We start from the raw sequence: 18,178 nt of genomic DNA on the forward strand, positions 1-18,178 counted from the left end.
AAATATTCAGTTAGCACCATAGCTTATCTTCAAAACGTTTTTTTATTACAATTGTTACTTCCTGCGGCTAGATTTATTCTTCTCCCTAACTTTGTACGATTTTAAAGAAAGATTTACATGACCGCGGTATCTCCGGAATATATTTTTTCATTGCAGGAAAGTGGGCTGGAAGCAGCTGCCCTTGAGGTTTTCCGGTATCAATACCAGGAAAATGACCTGTACAGGGCGTATGTGAACGCGCTGCATAAGTCGCCCGCTTCGGTGAAAAGCATCTACGAAATTCCCTATCTGCCTATACAATTTTTTAAATCCCACACGGTAGTAGCCGGTCATTTTGAGCCGGAATTGCTATTTGAGAGCAGTGGTACCACCCAAACGGTGAACAGCCGTCATCTGGTAAAGGACGCCGCTATCTATACCCGGAGCTTTATGACGGCTTTTGAGCAGTTTTATGGACCGGTGAGTGATTATGTGATCCTGGGGCTGTTGCCTTCCTACCTGGAGCGGCAGCATTCCTCTTTGGTGCGCATGGTGCAGGAAATGGTGGAACGTAGTGGCCACGCCGAAAGTGGCTTTTACCTGTATGAGCATGATAAGTTATCTCAGCATTTGCAGGCATTGGAAGCCCGTGGGCAGAAGGTGTTGCTGATAGGGGTGACCTTTGGTTTGCTCGATTTTGCCGAGCAATATACGCTGCAATTGCGCAACACCATTGTCATGGAAACCGGTGGTATGAAGGGGCGCCGGGAAGAATGGACCCGGCAGGAAGTACATCAGTTCCTGAAAGAACGATTAGGCGCTGCCGTTATTCATGCCGAATATGGTATGACGGAGTTGTTGTCGCAGGCTTATTCCAAAGGTGACGGGTTGTTTGAAACACCCCCATGGATGAAGGTATTGCTGCGCGATGAAAACGATCCGTTCCAGATCTCGGCCAGCAAGGGCGCAGGTGTGATCAATGTAATTGACCTTGCCAATATCTATTCCTGTGCGTTCATTGCCACAGAAGATATCGGACGAATGCATGCGGATGGCCGTTTTGAAATATTGGGCCGGCTGGATAACTCTGCATTGCGGGGTTGTAGTCTGATGGTGAGTTAGTTTAAAAGAAGCAGAAAGCAGAAAGCAGAAAGCAAAAAGCAAAAAGCAAAAAGCAAAAAGCTATTGTAGCGAGTGACGAGAGCGGATATTCGCAATAATCACTCGCTACAATAGCTTTTGCTTTCTGCTTTTTTGATATATTGAAATTATTTAATGTATATTGGAGGGATAAATCTATTCCTATGAATAAGCGGGTGTTCCTGCTCGGGTGGCTGATCCTATGCTCCACTGTTATACATGCGCAGTTCCTCAGAAAAATGACGGACAAAGTCCGGCATCTCACTACTTCCAAAACGGATACGCTTTTAGCCGAAGGGCCTTATGAGGCCAGCTATGTGAAGCCCGCCAGCGAGCATCCTTCGCTGATTATAGGCGGAGACGAGCAGGTAATGATAGATTCCCTATTTGAATTTGATGTGGCGGTATACCAGGAAATGGAAGCCTGGCAGGGAAATCAGCTGGTGATGAACAGGGGAGAGCAGGCCGTGATTTATTATAGCAGTGCAGCGCCGCGCATGGCCATTCATTTATTGAGTAAAGAGAACGGCGCGCGTTACCAGTTTTACGCCGATTTTGCGAAAGGGTCGCAGCTGAGTGTGACCGCTATTCATCAAACCGGCAGCGGCACCAAAGAAAAGCTGGACCTGACCACCATAGCGCCGGTTTATCCCGGTGAAACGGATTATTTGAATCAGCTGGTGAAAACAGGCGAGCAGAAAGTGATTGCTGGTGTGGCTTGCGAAGCATATGTGGCTAATAATACCGTTACTGACTCCGGCAGGGTGCATGTTAGCAGTCGTACTTTGGTGAGTGCACAGGTGTGGGTGCCTTTGCAGCCCCAAACCCTTTTCCCCGGTTATGCTTTTATGCCGGAGTATTATAAAGATCAGATAGCCTCGATGTTGGTAGCTGGTAGTTATCCACCGGTGGCCATGCCGCTGGAAATGGAGCTGGCGTATAGTAACGGCGACAAGATCATTACCTATACCACTGATATTGTGAGTGGAGAGAACCGTGTGGTGCGGGTAGCGGATATTATCCGATAGTATTTATTCGTCCATAGCGGCCATATGCAGTAATGCAGGCAGTTTACCCGGTTCGTGCATGATAGTGGACAGGGATGACATATACGGGAATGAATGATGGTCCATGCCGAATTTATGGAGCAGGTATACGTCCAGTTGTTCCGGAGAAGTATGTCCCTGGATGTAATCGCCCAGATAAAAGAGGAATCGTTGTCTTTCTTTTTCTGACAGGAGCACCAGCGCTACTTTATCTTTCAGGCTGTTATGCGTACCTGACTGGAAAATTTTCAGGGCCTGTTTATATTGCATGAGTGTTAATTCTTCAAAAGAAGCAGGCAGCAGTTGTGTACAGAAGTAGTCTACAGCAATGTCGTTGAAGAAGCTGACACCGTCTTCCGTATCCGGTTCATTGTGCCAGGTGGCCCATTGAAGCAGTTGCTGGGATGTGATATAACCTGTCAGCATGGCTTCCAGCTGATGAATCACTCCTTCCCGGCTGGGCGTAGTATCGCCAGCGTTAGAAATAGCAGCTACGATGTCCTGGTAATAGTTTTCGTTTAATTCGCCGGCAGTTCTTAACAACAGCCTGCTCACTTCGGTGTTTGTATCTTCTTCCTTATCCTGCATCGGGGTAACACCCTGTAGCTCGGCTATTACCTCTTGTCTTGTTTTAGTCCCACGTAAATATGCCTTTAATAAAGTAACAAAGTATACGGATGTTACAGGCGACATTTCATTTTTCATTGGCCGAATTTATTTCATATCTCATTGGGTACGGGCCAAAAATAGTACAAAATGGCGAATACTAGCCAACTCGCTGCGCCATTTACCATTCCTTAACCCCGGTTATCCGTCTTTAACATTTTTTTGGGGCAGAGAGAAAACTAAAACAACTAAATTTCCGTAAGCTTTCTACAGCAGATACGCAAAATAGGTATATGATGAAAGCAGCGTTAAACTTAAGAGTACTATCAATGACAACCTGTAATCCCGCTGAATGGGTAAAGTTATATGCAGATGACCTGTATAAATTTGCAGTGATCAGGGTATCAGATAGCGGACTGGCACAAGACCTTGTACAAGATACTTTTCTCAGCGCATTACAGGCAGTAGCGCAGTTCCGGGGCGAAAGCAGCGAGAAAACCTGGTTGATGACTATCCTGAAGCATAAGATTATAGACCACTTCCGGGCCTCCGGCAAAACAGCTGTCACGATCAGCATCAATGAAGAGAAAACCGGCGATAGTGATCCGCATCATTTATTTTTTAATGAAAAGGGACATTGGCGCAAAGAAATGGCCCCCAAAGCCTGGATAGCAGACATTAATAGCAAACAGGAGCAAACCGATTTTTACAGCATTCTGCGCGCCTGCATGAACAAGTTGAACGAAATCGGTAAAAAAGTGTTTAATCTGAAGTATCTCGAAGAAAAAGAATCTACCGACATCTGTAAGGAATTATCAATTACTGCGTCTAACTACTGGGTGATTATTCACCGCGCAAAACTGCAACTGAGAAGTTGTCTCGAAAAAAACTGGTTTAGTAATTGATAATGGCAACACAAAAACATAGCTGGATGCCCTGCTGTAAAGAGGTGACACTCATGGTAGAAAAAGAGCTGCAGCATTCGGCGCTTTCTTTCTGGCAAAGGATGGGCATGAAAATACATCTGCTGCTTTGTGTTTACTGCAGGCGGTATGCCCAACAAAGCAAGATCATAGATACACACCTGGATGGATTTGTAGCGCAAACAGACTTATTACCTGACCCATCTCTCAAAGAAAAATGGGAAAAGCTGATTGCGGAAAACAAGAAAAAATAAGGAAGTACCTGTAAGGATTTTTTAATCACCACGTCTATACAATCAAACATATCAATTTTTCACTTCGTTTTTAAATCGTCAAAAAATGAAAAACAACAATTCAATCAGCAAAAAAGTATTGTTTTCCGGATCTCTCGTAGCTAGTGCTATACTGGGTTTAGCTTCCCTTCAGGTATCTGCAAAACCAGTTAGTTATACTAACCTTGGTTCAGGTGCTGCAGTAAGAAATGCGTTGACTGGCACTGCCAGCACAGCTGCTAATACTATGGAACTGGCTTGTGGCGCGAAAAAAGACAGCGCTTCTGCCGGTAAATCCAAAGAAGGTAAATGTGGTCAGGGTAAATGTGGAGAAGGTAAATGTGGTAATAAAAAAGGCGGAAAGAAAGGCGCCAAGAAAGGCACTGACTCTACCAAATCTGGTCAATAAAGATGTAAATAGTTGCAAGGGCCGGTATGGTACGCAACGGCCGGCCTTTCACTATTTTTATTTCCTTGCCAATTAAATATTACGATCATGGTAGGTGTAGGTTTTCGCAGAGAATTTGCCGAAGAACTGATCAGCGGCGAACATATCAGGCCTGATTTTATTGAGTTTGCGCCTGAAAACTGGATGAACATTGGCGGTTACTGGAAGAAGGTATTACACCGGGTGGTAGAAAAATATCCGGTCCTGTGCCACGGTCTTTCATTGTCGATCGGCAGCCCCGAAGCACTGAACAAGGAATTTTTGCAGTACGTCAAAGCCTTCCTGAATGAATATAAAGTACAGTTATATTCAGAACACCTCAGTTATTCCAAATGTGATAATGCACATATGTATGATCTGCTGCCCATTCCTTTCCGGATGGATGCGGTAAAACATATTGCTTCCCGGATACAGCAGGTACAGGATTATCTGCAACGACCACTGGTGATGGAGATTGTGTCTTACTACACACCTGTGGCGGCGGAAATGAGCGAAGTAGATTTTATTAAAGAAGTAGTGAAACAGTCTGGCTGCCAGTTGTTGCTGGATGTAAATAATATTTATGTCAATGCTTTCAATCATCAGTATGATGCAAAAGCATTTATTACCCAGCTGCCGCTGGAGAAAGTGGCTTATATCCATATGGCCGGTCATGAACAGGTAGCACCGGACCTGATCATAGATACACATGGAGAGCCTATTATAGACCCGGTGTATGACCTGTTTGAGTGGACGCTGCAGCACTTGCAGCCGGTGCCGGTATTGCTGGAGCGGGACTTTAACATACCGGAGATGGCGGAATTGCAGGGAGAATTATCGAGATTGAAAAGTATTTGTCACAAACAATGGAAATTGAAAAATGAACTTGTTGCCTGACACCTATCATATACAACAAACTTTTTCCGCTTATTGCAGAACAGGGGAAAAAGTGAAGTTGCCCGGCGTAGCGCCGGACCGGCTGAAACATTATCGCCGCCTGGTATTCAATATGATCAACGATACCATGGAAAACGCCTTTCCTATTGCGTTTAATAATATTCCTGCGCGGAAATGGAAGGGGATGGTGAAAGATTTCTTTGCGCATCATGCCTGCCAGTCGTACCAGGTGTGGAAGCTGCCGCTGGAATTTTATACCTACGCCGTGGAGCATAACTGGGAAGAGGCCTATGAGCTGCCATACCTCAATGATCTGCTGGCCTTTGAATGGGCGGAAATGGAGGTATACAACATGGAAGATGTCCCTGCAGAATCGTATACCCTTGCGGGTGATTGGCTGGAAACACCGCTGGTACTCAATCCGGAGCACCGGTTGTTGTCGTTTAGCTATCCGGTTCATCTGATGGCAACGCCGAAGGCGTTGTTGGCGAACAAGGGCATTTACTTTGTGCTGTTGTACCGGCATCCGGATACAGGGAATGTGGAGTTTACGGACTTGTCGCCATGGCTGGCATTTTTAACGGAGCAGCTGGTATTGGGGATAACGGTAAAGGATATACTGGAATATGCGCCACAGCTTCATATAACAGATACGGATACACTGGAACAGGATACGTTGAATTTTTTGAGACAGATGCAACAGCAACATTTTGTATTAGGATTTCAACTATAACATATGCGCACCTACGCTGTTTTTGCCCGCCGCTTGTCGGCCCTGAAAGACCTGCCACTGCTGTTGATGCGGTTGGTATTGGCATATGGTTTTTATTTGCCGGCAAAAATGAAATGGAGTGATATTCATGGTATTGGCGATTGGTTTGCGCAGTTGCATATTCCCTTTCCATATGTCAGTGCATACCTGGTGGGGATTACGGAGGTAGCCGGCGTGATATTGTTAACCCTTGGATTGTTTGTTCGTTATATTACCCCGCCGCTTATTTTCAGTATGGGCGTTGCCATTGCCACCGTACACTGGCAGAATGGCTTTGCCGCCGGAGACAATGGTTTCGAAATTCCGCTTTATTATATCGTGATGTTGTTTACCCTGTTCATATTTGGTGGCGGTCGTATAGGCGTTGATTTTTTCCTGGAAAGGAAAATAAAATCGAACAGGAGACCATTTTAGAGAGCCCCCAACGTTTAATTGTTCCCTGTGAGCGCCACTGTAGCTCTTTTGTTATCTTTTCATGATAATCCCCCGGTAGGTAATATATGGTGCTGAAGAAGACAAGAGCGGCGTTTACAGCAGTTTTGATGTAGATATAAAATAGCATCCAAGGGATTTTCATACAGATGTAGTAATTTCGGCCCCATTCATAGTGATCATTTACGATGCAGTTAGCCAGGGAAACGATAGGTAGCGAATTACAGCAGTTTGAGGAAATTTTCAATCAAGCCATGCAAAGCGATGTAGCATTGCTGAACAGGATCATGGCCGATATTGTTGCCCATAAGGGCAAACAGATGCGGCCCATGTTTGTGTTGCTGTGCGCGCGGTTATGTGGCAGCATCAATGATGGCAGTTATCGGGCTGCCCTGCTGGTGGAAATATTGCATACCGCTTCCCTGGTGCATGACGACATGGTAGATGATGCCATGAAGCGTCGTGGCGCCTTTTCGGTGAATGCCCTGTGGAAAAATCGTGTATCCGTGATGGTGGGTGACCAGCTATTTACCAAAGGGGTATTACTGGCGCTGGATAACAACGACCCAGGCCTGCTGAAAATTTATTCCGATGCTATCCAGCAAATGATAGAAGGAGAATTATTGCAGATGACCAAAGCGAATAAACTAAGCTTTGAGGAATCGGATTATTTTGACCTCATCAATGCTAAAACCGCTTCGTTCCTGGCTGCCGCCTGTGCAGCGGGGGCATCTTCCACCACTACCGATCCGGCAGTAGTGCAAAYGCTTTACAACTTCGGCCAAAAGGTAGGCATGGCTTTTCAGCTAAAAGATGACCTGTTTGACTATGGTACAGCCGATATTGGCAAACCTACCGGGAATGATATCAAGGAAAAGAAGGTAACCCTGCCGCTGATTTACACGGTAAAACACGCCGACCCTGTACTGAAGAAAAAGATACTCCATATTGTCAGGCATCAGCATACAGATAAAGACCAGGTAAACTTTGTAGTCAACATAGTTAACCAATCAGGCGGCTTACAATACGCCGCTGAAAAAATGATGGCTTACCGGGATGAAGCATTCGCTTTGTTATATACATTCCCTGCTTCTCCTGTTCGTGCGGCATTGGAAGAATTAGTACGGTATACTACCGATCGTGCATATTGATCCGTCGCTCCCTCGTTTATTTTTTTGCGAATTTATTTTTTGAAAAATTTTTTGCAAAAAACTATGAAAAATCCATTTAGCTAATTACATTTGGCGTGTAGCGTTAAATAAACAACCAGAATTTAAAGAGCATTGATAGTACTAATAAACAGTGTGAACCCGTGTTTCTTGTAGCTTCCCCGCTGTTTGTCGGTATTGGCAATTATTGAAAACCAAAGAAGTTCCAGATCGTTTAAAAATTTCACGTTAATCTTTTGTTCCATGACTCATCGTTCATTGCAACCCGTGAGGGAAGCGCGCTGCCCCTAAAAGCCGCTGATACGTTACGTTTTCGCAGTTTACAAGTTAATAATGTTATGCGCATGTGGTATACCACCATGGGCCTGATAATATATTGTGCTGCTTTAACCCTAACTATCTCTGTCTAACTGTAAATGACATACTCCCTGACGGGAGCAGGGCATGCTATGCCTGTATATGTCGAAAACAACACTACTGCTGGTGTAAAGCTGCTTTACGMCATGGGATTTTCATGCCTAAATATTGCATGTATGAAACACATTTACCTGATCCTGCATCGCGGGATGTATCTTTTTGCAGCGGTGTGCCTGGTCGCGGCCAATACACAGGCACAGAGTACGCTGTATAAAAAAGAAAAAGATACCGTCGCCGTAAACGCCGACTCACTGGCCTTTTCCAAAGTATCTTCTTCCAAAAGAGACACGATGGGATATATTCCCAACAATGAACTCTTTTTTAAAACCAGCCCCAATGGCGCGGTGTCTTCCGTAAACATGATGGAAGTAAAGAAAATGCCCTACACCAGCATTGACCAGATGCTGATAGGCAGGGTAACGGGAGTGGATGTACGAACCCCTTCCGCTGAACCGGGGAAGCGAAACAGCGTATTTATTCGCGGTACTTCTTCTCTGTTATTAAGTAACCGCGACATTTTCTATGCACAACCAACCTATGTAGTAGATGGGGTGCCGCTGATCCTGGATCATGCTTTCGCCTACGATATTCAACGTTTTGATTTTAACCGGATGGGAACAGAAACCAATTTATTATCGTTTCTGGATGTCAATGATATTGAAAGCATAGAAGTATTAAAAGATTTCGCGGCCAGCGCCAAATATGGTCCCAATGCGGCGAACGGCGTTATCAACATTGTTACCAAAGCACCCCGTGTGGGTCCTATGAAGGTATCTGTCAATGCTTATGCAGGACTATCACTACGCCCCCCGGTGGATGCGGTGAATGGAAAATATGAAAGCGATTTCCGTTTACCATTTTATCAAAAGTATGCAGATGAAACGCAATGGCGCAACTTTCCCCGTTACCTCGCAGATTCTTCACAGGCGCGGTATTTCGGGCCCGCCAACTGGGATGATTTGTACGTAAGGAATGGCTTCACAGATGGTATACAAGCGGCCGTAAGTGGTGGTACTCCTTATGCCAATTTCCGGTTTAGCATAGGGCAAATGTCTCAACAGGGCGTATACGACAAAACCGGTATCCGGCGCTATGATGTTAATTTTGGGATTAATATTCAACCCGTGCGGAATCTGGTATTCAGCACTTACGTGGCGATCGCCAACCTGAACCGCAAGCGCAATGAGTTTATCCGCGACCGCGCAGGTGATGAAGATTACTTGTTTAGCTATGACGCGCCTCCATCTCCCAATAAATCCTATCTCCAGCAATATTACGCAGACCTGGATAATACCATTAACCGCAACAAAAATAATTCTGCCCGCATCATTGCGAATGTGAAGTATAGCTTTTTGTCGCACTTCTCCTGGAACACCCGTTTTGCCATTGACTATGGGCAAAATTTCCGCGACTTTTTTGTGCCGACTGCATTGGGCGAGGGGAATAGTTATGTCTCCAATTTTGATGGGTTGAATAAACGACTGGTCCTCGATAACTCGCTGCATTATGAAAATACTTTTTCCGGCAAGCATCACCTGGACATCAGCCTGGGGCAATATAGCCAGTGGGATAAATGGCGTTATGATTATGGTCGTGCCTACAAAGGCTCCAGTGATTTTGTGAAGATATACCAGCCGGGAGATGATAACAATAAGCCTGGTCGCTTCGGCAACTTCCGGCTGATGTTTAACACGAAAGATTTCACGCAATCGCGGCTGGCTTCTTTTTATACGAATGTAGGCTACAACTATGACGGGAAATATTTTGTCACGCTATATGTAAGAAGAGATGGTACTTCTTATCTCGGCGCCGAGAATCGCTGGCTGGTATCGCCTACGGTATCTGCTTCGTGGAAGGTGACCAATGAAAAATTTGCCAGCGGCATCGACTGGCTGAGCAACCTGAACGTACGTGCCAGTTGGGGCCGCGTTGGACGCCTGATGATGGATGAATTGTATAAATCCGGCGCCATTTATAATGTAGATGCGGGTTGGAATGGGGTGCCTAATATGTCCACCTACAACGCTTTTCCGGCTATTAACGCGGCCTATACTACCGGTTACATTACACCCGGTATTTCCTGGCCGGTAGTGGAGCAGTTAAACGGAGGTATTGACATTGGTTTATTTCACGACCGGGTGCGGGCTTCGCTGGATGTGTATTCTAAAACAGATAAAAACCTGGTGCTGAAAATCCCTACCATAGAAGAAGAAGGCTTTAATGGTATTGTAAAGAACGGCATGGATATCCGCAACTATGGCTATGAATTATCCATTGAGGCAGATGTGATCAGAAATAAGAAGTTCCAATGGAGTACTGGTATCAATGTATACACGAATCAGAATAAACTGATAGCGTTACCAGATGGCCTGACCGACCTGGTGATCAGTAACCGCCGCTTCCTGGTGGGTAAGCCGGTAGATCGTTACTGGTTGCTGATCAATGAAGGTATTTATAATTCCGATGCAGAAGTACCTGTGAATCCTGCTACCGGTAAAAAGTTATCCTACCTGGGCGTGCCGCTGCAAAAAGGTGATCCTAAATGGAAAGACATGGACGGCAACTTTGATATCAACGACAAAGACCGGGTGATGAAAGGACGCATGGTAGCGGCGGCGCAAGGTGGATTCACCAATACCTTTCATTATGACGAGTGGGAGTTGAACATATTGCTGAACTATGCCTTTGGCCGTAAGGTGATCAATCAGGTATTGGCAGACCGTTTTGATTTTGCCAACAGGGAGGGGATAGATGATCCGAAAGCTATCAAAGAAATCAGCTGGTGGTCTAAAGTACCAGGTGATTATAGTAAAATTCCTGCCTACAATCCCTGGAGCGCCGTATACGCTTATCAGCCCAATCAAACCTTGTTCCTGGAGGATGGCTCTTACGTGAAGCTGCGTGCTGTAACGCTGGCCTACAACCTGCATACGCCATGGATGAAAAGATCCGGTGTAGATCATTTGCGGATATATGCCACAGGTAACAACCTGCTCACCTGGACCAGGTACAAGGGAGGTGATCCGGAAGCCGTTAACTACTTCGGCTATGACGAAGGTTACTACAACTGGGCAGCTCCGCGCACTTTCACATTGGGCTTCAATTTTCAATTCTGATGTTAAAAAACTTGAGTATGAAAAATATGACGGTTGCCAGGATATTACTATGCCTGGCGGTAGGTATGCTGTCCTGCAAAAAGATGTTGGATGTGCCAGCCCATAGGGCACTATCAGAAGAAAATATGTGGCAGACAAAGAGCGATGCCCGTGCAGGATTATCGGCCTGTTATGCCTTGATGCGGGCTGCTATGTGTAATGAAAATGCCCACTGGGTATATGGCGAATTGCGGGCGGGCGATTTTCAGTCTTCCAAAAGAGGCGACCTGAAAGCAGTGGTGGAAAGTAACCTGAACGCCACTTTCTCCACCATGGCGCAATGGCGCGACTGGCGTAGATTTTATGCAGCTATTGCCCAATGCAATCTTACCATCGCCAAATTACCACAGGTTACTAAAACAGATTACCGGTATTCGCAAAACGACCTGAAACTGGATATCTCACAAGCGATCTATATCCGTGCTTTTCTCTATTACTATATCGTAAGGATCTGGGGAGATGTGCCACTGGTCACCAAAGCAGCTGATGGTACGCCCAAAACAATTGCAAGAGAAAAATGGGAAAAAGTATTGGACTTTGCCGCTGCCGAAGCCAAAACCTGTATTGATGGATTACCCTGGAGATATGATGGGAAATCGCCTGAACAACAGGGAGAATACCGTGGTCAGGGAGAATCGCATCATAAGTCGATCACCATCACCAAGGGAATGGTATATACGCTGCTGGCGCATATTTACACCTGGCAGGGCAACTACAGCAAAGCGCTGGAGTACGCAGACATGGTGGTAAATACCACTTCCAACAGTGGCTATAACTTTGTGAGTGTAAACGACCTGAGTAGGTTGGACGGCGCTTTCCGTGGCCGTTACGACTGTAATATTTTTCAGGTAGATATGAACTTTGACCATGCGGAAATTTCATCTACTGGTCAGCTGGAAGACTGGACCCTGCGTGATCCGTATATCCCTAAGCGTGAGTCTGAGATATACGTTCCGCGGGATACTATCCTGAAAATTTATAACGAACCCCATGAGCAGCGGCCCACTTATTTCTTCACCAAACTGGATGATACTTATCCCATGTTTTTTAAAGTGAAGCAAATCAATACCAGTGTCACGAATCCGGTATTGAAAATGTATTCCTCCTGCATTATTGTGTTCCGCTATGAAGAATTATACCTGCTGCGGGCAGAAGCCAAAGCCCGTTTGGGCATGACCGCCGAAGCGCAGAAAGATCTGAACCGTATCCGTGGCACCAGGTCCCTCAAAAATGTAAATGCCACCTTGAGTGGAGAAGCCCTGCTGGACGCCATTTTGCTGGAACGTCGCCGGGAACTGATGGGAGAAGGATGGTATTGGTATGATCTGATGCATTTCAAACGTATTCCTCAATACACCCCACTAACATCCGCGGATGTAGATAAAGGCGCTGCTTACTGGCCCTTGTCGCAGGACGCGTTATCTAATAATCCGGCGCTTACACAAAATAATTTCTGGAAATAATCTTCACTGCCATGAAAAAGATTTTATTACTGCTGACCATCACCGCCTGTTTTGCCTGCAAAAAAGGGATGCAGGAGTATCGCCATGCGAAGCCGGTATCTGATGTGGGCGTAAGCACTTACGACTTCCTCAAACAACAGGGTACCTTATATGATTCATTGATATGGATCATTGATAAAGTACATCTCACAGACCTCTTAAAAAATGAAAAAGTCACTTTTTTTATACCGCAGGACAATAGTATAGCCACCGCGATGCGGAATGTCAATATTGCGCGGATTCGTTTAGGCGATCCCGGTAACTGGACGATGGACAGCATTCCATTGGTGGTATGGGATAGCTTGTTGCGCCGGTATATTTTACCTGGTATTGTAGATGCTGACTCGCTGCGGTATGCAGATGGCGTTGACCTCGTGTCTTTGTACGAACATGGCATGAATGGGAAAATGAGTGGTACCAATGCTTCCGGCGCCGTAGGCGGTGGTACGGAAGTAGTGAAGTTCAGTGATAGAAACGGCTCCCGGTTTATCAAAGACTGGTCTACGGCCCTCACACAGAATGTGGATATCAAAACCAAAAATGGCCTGATGCATATTCTCGAAACCCGGCACATATTCGGTTTTACTTCTTTTGTGGGCAAGGCTTATCCTAAGTCGCTGGAACCTATTCAGGGCCCTTATCTCGGCTATCCACTGGAGATACCCGGTATCATTAATGCCGCCGACTACGACGAAGGTCCTGCCAACGTAGCCTTTCATTACAACAATGGTGGTGGTAACCATGCTTACCGGCCGGATGCTCCCGGTACTGAAAACTGCTCAGACGGCGATACACAAACGAGTCCGGGTGGCGCCTACAATATCGGGTGGACCAGCGATGGTGATTGGGTAAGGTATACCGTGAATATTAAAGAAGCCGGACAATATAAGGTGGAGCTGCGGATTGCCGGCAATGGCGGTGGTATTATTTACCTGATGATAGATGACGTGAAGGTATCTGATGAAATTGCTATCCCCGGCACCGGTGGCTGGCAAAGCTGGAAAAGCGCCATTGGCACTGCCACCTTGCCCGCAGGTAAACACCTGATGAAAGTGATGATCAAGAAGGCCAACCTGAATTTGCATCGTGTTATTCTCACTAAAATAAATTAAACAGCCATGTATCCGCAAATATATAAATATGCTTTAATGGCCCTGCTCACCTTACTAGTCAGCAGTTGTTATAAAAGTCTGGTGCCGAAGGAGAAGGAACACTTCAGCAATAATGCCAGTTTCGATGGTGATTTCTATGCCGCTAATTTCGGCCGCACCAACGTGTTCTACGGCAAATTTAATCCTGATTATTCCACCCAGCCACTCACGTTTGAACTCCAGAATATCGCAGATAAAAATGGGATGCCGGTGCCAGGGCTAAGAGAAGAAGTGAATACGTGGCAATGGAAGGAATACTACAGTGGTAAAGAGAAAAGCGTGGAAGAGATTAACGCGAAGCGCTTCCAGACAAAAAGGCCGCTGTTGGATATCCGCCCCAATTCCGGGGACCTGATTTTCTGGACAACAGATACTTCGAAAATAAAACCAGGGACTTACACCTTCGACATTTTTGTGAAGAACAACGGCGGACAAAAAACTTTTCAGAAAAGGAAGCTGCAGCTTGCCCGTCCGCGGCCATATGAGCCTTATGAATTCGATGATTTCACCGGGTTACGGAAACCGCTGGATAAGGGCGGTATCCTGCATCCTACGGTAATGATCGGCGTAAAGGATAAACTGAATAATAGCATCCCGGTAGAAAATGTAACCGTGTATTTCCGGAAAACAGGTACCGACAAGAATACGCTTTCTATGAAATTTTTTGATGCAGATTCAGTCCCAATCCGCTTGCCCGTCTTCAATATCACCAAATGGGATAGTTTGACTTACTGGAGTAATACGATACAGGAAATGGTGCCATTTGCCTTTAACCGCAAAATGACGAACGATAGCACTGTAGTAACCTGGGATATTACCAATCCTTTCCCGGTGCTGGCGGATGTAGGGATCAGTGAAAATGCCAGTATTGGATTTCTTTACGAGCGGGTATCATATGGGGAGCGTACACAGGCCGCATTAGGGCTACAACTCGCCATTTTCGAGCCAGGCAGCTGGGAAGTGATCTTCAAGTTTAAAGTGAGTCCCAAGTTTGCCAACGACTAACCCGATTCTGAAAACATTAAAAATTTTGTGCCATGAATAAACGGTACTTCCTGTTACTGGTCCTGTTCCTGCTATTGACAGGCGCCAGTTATACGGTATACGCCCAGGAGGCTATTACCATTAAAGGTCGCGTAACAGACGCTGCTTCCAAAGAAGGCATTCCTGGTGTTACCATCATTGATGTCAAGAATAATAAAGGATTGGGGGTAACAGATCCTACCGGCCAATTCACTATCAAAGTGGCGCCGGATGTAGCCATTCAGTTTCGTTATATCGGCTATCGGTTTGAAACCGTGAAAACGACGAAAGCTGCGGTGTTAAATGTTACCCTTTCTGCAGAAAATAAATCGTTGAAAGAAACGGTGGTAGTGGGTTATCAAAAGCGTACCAAAGAAACGGTGTCCGGTTCCGTGGCGGTGATCTCCGGAAAAGATTTGCAAGATGTGCCGGTATCCAATATCCAGGAATTATTACAAGGTAAGGTAGCGGGGTTGAATATCCAGAATAACTCCGGTGCACCGGGTTTTCGTGGTACCATGTCCGTTAGAGGGGTGTCTCAGCTGAATGTAAGCGGTAGTGGTGATCAGGCTTACCTGGCCAGCAATAACCCTTTGCTGGTAATAGACAACGTGCCGGTAGATTTTGATGGTGGTATTTCCCAGTCGATGTTACAGCCGGGTGCTGCCACCGGGCCACTGGCGCTGATTCCACCGGAAGATGTACAATCGATAGAAGTAATGAAAGACGCGCAGGCCACGGCGTTATATGGCTCCCGCGGCGCCAACGGCGTAATAGTGGTCACTACCAAACGAGGTAATTCTCCTACGCCCATCATCGATGTGAACAGCAGTGTTTTTATGAACTTCCCGCCCAGGCTGCGACCTACCATTGGTGGGAATGCAGAACGGCAATATCGCATTAATTCTATCCTCGCGAATTCCCGTGATATCCAGGATGCGAGAAACCGGCTAGCTGACCTCGATGCGCTGTTCCTGACAGACAGCCTGAATAGTTTCTATAATAACTCCACCGACTGGCAGGGTTTATTTTATCAGACCACTGTTAATACCAACAACAACGTACAGGTAAGTGGGGGTAATATCAAGATGAACTATAAAGCCAACTTCGCTTATCAGATGAACCAGGGGGTATTGAAAAATACCGGGTTCAATAAGTATAGTTTGAATATGCAGTTGAATATGCAGCCCAGTAAAAAGCTGCGTATCGGCGCGCAGTTATTCAGCGCCCTGGGACAAAAGCAACGTGGTAATGGTGGCGGCCTTACCAACAACGGCGCCGGCGATGCTTTTACTACATCCTTATTGCCAGGTCCTTCCAAATTTATAGGCAATCCGCAACTGGATGGATATGAGAATAACGTGGATGATAATAACACCATCAACTTCCGCGGATTTGTGGACGTAGACTATGAAATTATCAACAACCTGCGGATTAACTCCACCACTTCCTATGATTACTACACCGATACCAGGGATCAATTTAAAATGTCGTTTTCCAATAATAACGCTACCCAGTTGTATGGTTTTGTAGGAAGACATGATGAGCTGAACACCCGTAATGGTGTGAACTACAGCTATAGTTCCAATAAAACGGATCTGGAAAAAGGAAACAATGTTTACGCGAGTGTTTTCAGTGAAATAAATATCAAATCAGATGATCAGCACGTGAGAGATGTGCGCAACGGTCCGAATGATTATTATTGGGGACCGCGCGGTTATTCGCCCCGCTTTTATCCAGGTAACGTATGGAACAATGCCAGTGAAGTAAATGTCAATGGTACGCCGGTATCTTTCGTTTATCATGCGGCGTCATGGGCGGGTTTTCTGTCGTATAACTATCATACCAAGTATAGTGTAGATCTGGCTTACCGGTTGGATGGAAGTTCTGCTGCAGGTATCAATAACCCCTATACGAAAAATCCTTCGGTAGGTTTCCGCTGGAACTTCAATAAAGAAAATCTGATGCGCCGTTTGAACTGGCTGGACTATGGGTCTGTTCGTGTAACCTATGGGGTGAACAGTCGCCCTACGGCTACTATTTTGAATTCGCTGGGAGTATATAAAAGCATCGCGGGATATAACAACAGCGTAGCTACGGTGCCTGATTTTAACGTGTTGGCCAATCCTTCCATGGAGCCGGAGAAGTCGTCCCAATTCAATTTCGGGGTGGACCTGGGCTTATTCAAAGGACGTATAGAAGTCATCTATGACACGTATTACAAGAACAACTATAACCTGGTAAGAGATGCGTATTTACCTAACTCAACAGGGTATAGTAAGATGCAGGTAAATGGCGGCGCCATTGTGAACTATGGACATGAGTTATCTATCACGGCCCGGCCGGTGGTGCATTTGAACCCTTTGGGTTTCCAATGGACCGTGACGGTAAACGGCGCCTATAACCAAGGTATACTCACGGCATTACCAGGTGGTTCACAGTTTTTCCTGAGTTCAACAGATGATAAAAATAAACAGTTCATTGCGCTGAAGGTGGGTAGAAATCCACAGAGCAACTATTTATTCCAGACCGATGGGGTGTATAAAAATACAGCAGACGTGCCTATTGATCCTGTCAGAGGCGTGCGTTACAAAGCAGGATCAGGGCCTGGTGCGCAATTTTTTCAGGCAGGAGATCCTATCTGGAGAGACCTGAACGGCGATTATGCCCTGAGCGATGCGGACTATATGATCATGGGAAATCCAGAGCCGTTGGTGACCGGTGGTTTTAACAACACATTCAGCTACCGGAACTTATCATTGAGTGTTTTCTGCACGTATCTGCTCAACCGCAGCATTATGAATAACGCCATTGCGGCGAGGATCTATCGTTTGCAGGCACCGGGGGATCAGAAAGTGACAGGAGTAGCAGAGGGGCCGGTAAACCTGTATGATATCAATCTGCTGGATTACTGGAAACGTCCGGGACAAGTGGCTTCCCGCCCGGCACTGGTAGGATCGTTTTATCACGATATGCTGGTGCAGCCTAACCGGATGAGTCAAAGCCTGGTGATGGAAGACGGATCTTACTTTAAAATCAACCAGGTAACGCTGGCTTATCAGTTCCGCAATTTTGATTTTATGAAACGGCTGAAGCTGCGGGTATTGCGGGCATATTTCACCGCTTATAATGTGGCGGTGCTCTCTAAGTATACCGGTCCTAATCCGGAAACGGTTACTTCACTGGGAAGGGATGATATCAACGGATATCCTGCTGCCAGCAGTTTCACTTTTGGTATAGGCGCTCAATTTTAATCACGTTTAAATT

General features: G+C 45.9%; 15 protein-coding genes. 14 read left to right on the forward strand and 1 reads right to left on the reverse strand.

Annotation, left to right across the window (positions count from 1 at the left end):
• Positions 1 to 117: 117 nt before the first annotated feature.
• Together AC1DFM_RS18740 and AC1DFM_RS18745 are read left to right on the forward strand one after the other, a co-directional pair.
• On the forward strand, positions 118 to 1,101 hold the full coding sequence (locus AC1DFM_RS18740) for a LuxE/PaaK family acyltransferase (protein WP_477078273.1): 984 nt from the start codon (positions 118 to 120) through the stop codon (positions 1,099 to 1,101).
• A gap of 182 nt (positions 1,102 to 1,283) precedes the next feature.
• Positions 1,284 to 2,147: a hypothetical protein gene (locus AC1DFM_RS18745; protein WP_477078274.1), complete on the forward strand. Its 864-nt coding sequence runs from the start codon at positions 1,284 to 1,286 to the stop codon at positions 2,145 to 2,147.
• Between the two features lie 3 nt (positions 2,148 to 2,150).
• Here AC1DFM_RS18745 and AC1DFM_RS18750 read toward each other — a convergent pair whose 3' ends face one another.
• Positions 2,151 to 2,870 (reverse strand): hypothetical protein, encoded by a 720-nt coding sequence (locus AC1DFM_RS18750; RefSeq protein WP_477078275.1) that lies wholly within the window; start codon positions 2,868 to 2,870, stop codon positions 2,151 to 2,153.
• A gap of 230 nt (positions 2,871 to 3,100) precedes the next feature.
• Between AC1DFM_RS18750 and AC1DFM_RS18755 the strand changes: the two genes are divergently transcribed.
• From AC1DFM_RS18755 to AC1DFM_RS18810, 12 genes are all read left to right on the forward strand, one after another.
• A complete protein-coding gene (locus AC1DFM_RS18755) occupies positions 3,101 to 3,676 on the forward strand; it encodes a sigma-70 family RNA polymerase sigma factor (protein ID WP_477078276.1) in 576 nt (191 codons plus the stop codon).
• Positions 3,677 to 3,678: 2 nt separating this feature from the next.
• A complete protein-coding gene (locus tag AC1DFM_RS18760) occupies positions 3,679 to 3,948 on the forward strand; it encodes a hypothetical protein (protein WP_477078277.1) in 270 nt (89 codons plus the stop codon).
• 85 nt (positions 3,949 to 4,033) lie between these two features.
• Entirely contained in the window at positions 4,034 to 4,375 is a 342-nt protein-coding gene (locus tag AC1DFM_RS18765; protein WP_477078278.1) for a hypothetical protein, read from the forward strand.
• 87 nt (positions 4,376 to 4,462) lie between these two features.
• On the forward strand, positions 4,463 to 5,290 hold the full coding sequence (locus tag AC1DFM_RS18770; protein ID WP_477078279.1) for an HvfB family MNIO-type RiPP peptide maturase: 828 nt from the start codon (positions 4,463 to 4,465) through the stop codon (positions 5,288 to 5,290).
• Positions 5,274 to 6,023 carry an HvfC/BufC N-terminal domain-containing protein gene (locus tag AC1DFM_RS18775; RefSeq protein WP_477078280.1) on the forward strand — a complete coding sequence of 250 codons (750 nt, stop codon included), beginning with the start codon at positions 5,274 to 5,276 and terminating at the stop codon, positions 6,021 to 6,023. Before AC1DFM_RS18770 ends, AC1DFM_RS18775 begins: the two co-directional genes overlap by 17 nt.
• A gap of 3 nt (positions 6,024 to 6,026) precedes the next feature.
• Positions 6,027 to 6,476, forward strand: coding sequence for an HvfX family Cu-binding RiPP maturation protein (locus AC1DFM_RS18780; protein ID WP_477078281.1), 450 nt, complete (start codon positions 6,027 to 6,029; stop codon positions 6,474 to 6,476).
• Positions 6,477 to 6,682: 206 nt separating this feature from the next.
• Entirely contained in the window at positions 6,683 to 7,645 is a 963-nt protein-coding gene (locus AC1DFM_RS18785; RefSeq protein WP_477078282.1) for a polyprenyl synthetase family protein, read from the forward strand.
• 551 nt (positions 7,646 to 8,196) lie between these two features.
• Complete coding sequence (locus tag AC1DFM_RS18790) at positions 8,197 to 11,196, forward strand: SusC/RagA family TonB-linked outer membrane protein (protein WP_477078283.1); 3,000 nt, start codon at positions 8,197 to 8,199, stop codon at positions 11,194 to 11,196.
• Between the two features lie 17 nt (positions 11,197 to 11,213).
• Complete coding sequence (locus AC1DFM_RS18795) at positions 11,214 to 12,698, forward strand: RagB/SusD family nutrient uptake outer membrane protein (RefSeq protein WP_477078284.1); 1,485 nt, start codon at positions 11,214 to 11,216, stop codon at positions 12,696 to 12,698.
• Between the two features lie 11 nt (positions 12,699 to 12,709).
• Positions 12,710 to 13,849 (forward strand): carbohydrate-binding protein, encoded by a 1,140-nt coding sequence (locus AC1DFM_RS18800; RefSeq protein WP_477078285.1) that lies wholly within the window; start codon positions 12,710 to 12,712, stop codon positions 13,847 to 13,849.
• A gap of 6 nt (positions 13,850 to 13,855) precedes the next feature.
• Positions 13,856 to 14,893 carry a DUF5007 domain-containing protein gene (locus AC1DFM_RS18805; RefSeq protein WP_477078286.1) on the forward strand — a complete coding sequence of 346 codons (1,038 nt, stop codon included), beginning with the start codon at positions 13,856 to 13,858 and terminating at the stop codon, positions 14,891 to 14,893.
• Between the two features lie 32 nt (positions 14,894 to 14,925).
• Complete coding sequence (locus AC1DFM_RS18810; protein ID WP_477078287.1) at positions 14,926 to 18,165, forward strand: SusC/RagA family TonB-linked outer membrane protein; 3,240 nt, start codon at positions 14,926 to 14,928, stop codon at positions 18,163 to 18,165.
• The last annotated feature ends 13 nt before the right edge of the window (positions 18,166 to 18,178 follow it).

This window comes from Chitinophaga sp. 05T412 (genome assembly GCF_056396465.1).

Coding starts and splice junctions, on each gene's coding strand:
- AC1DFM_RS18740 (WP_477078273.1), top strand. CDS start 118: ATGACCGCGGTATCTCCGGAATATATTTTTTCATTGCAGGAAAGTGGG.
- AC1DFM_RS18745 (WP_477078274.1), top strand. CDS start 1,284: ATGAATAAGCGGGTGTTCCTGCTCGGGTGGCTGATCCTATGCTCCACT.
- AC1DFM_RS18750 (WP_477078275.1), bottom strand. CDS start 2,870: ATGAAAAATGAAATGTCGCCTGTAACATCCGTATACTTTGTTACTTTA.
- AC1DFM_RS18755 (WP_477078276.1), top strand. CDS start 3,101: ATGACAACCTGTAATCCCGCTGAATGGGTAAAGTTATATGCAGATGAC.
- AC1DFM_RS18760 (WP_477078277.1), top strand. CDS start 3,679: ATGGCAACACAAAAACATAGCTGGATGCCCTGCTGTAAAGAGGTGACA.
- AC1DFM_RS18765 (WP_477078278.1), top strand. CDS start 4,034: ATGAAAAACAACAATTCAATCAGCAAAAAAGTATTGTTTTCCGGATCT.
- AC1DFM_RS18770 (WP_477078279.1), top strand. CDS start 4,463: ATGGTAGGTGTAGGTTTTCGCAGAGAATTTGCCGAAGAACTGATCAGC.
- AC1DFM_RS18775 (WP_477078280.1), top strand. CDS start 5,274: ATGAACTTGTTGCCTGACACCTATCATATACAACAAACTTTTTCCGCT.
- AC1DFM_RS18780 (WP_477078281.1), top strand. CDS start 6,027: ATGCGCACCTACGCTGTTTTTGCCCGCCGCTTGTCGGCCCTGAAAGAC.
- AC1DFM_RS18790 (WP_477078283.1), top strand. CDS start 8,197: ATGAAACACATTTACCTGATCCTGCATCGCGGGATGTATCTTTTTGCA.
- AC1DFM_RS18795 (WP_477078284.1), top strand. CDS start 11,214: ATGAAAAATATGACGGTTGCCAGGATATTACTATGCCTGGCGGTAGGT.
- AC1DFM_RS18800 (WP_477078285.1), top strand. CDS start 12,710: ATGAAAAAGATTTTATTACTGCTGACCATCACCGCCTGTTTTGCCTGC.
- AC1DFM_RS18805 (WP_477078286.1), top strand. CDS start 13,856: ATGTATCCGCAAATATATAAATATGCTTTAATGGCCCTGCTCACCTTA.
- AC1DFM_RS18810 (WP_477078287.1), top strand. CDS start 14,926: ATGAATAAACGGTACTTCCTGTTACTGGTCCTGTTCCTGCTATTGACA.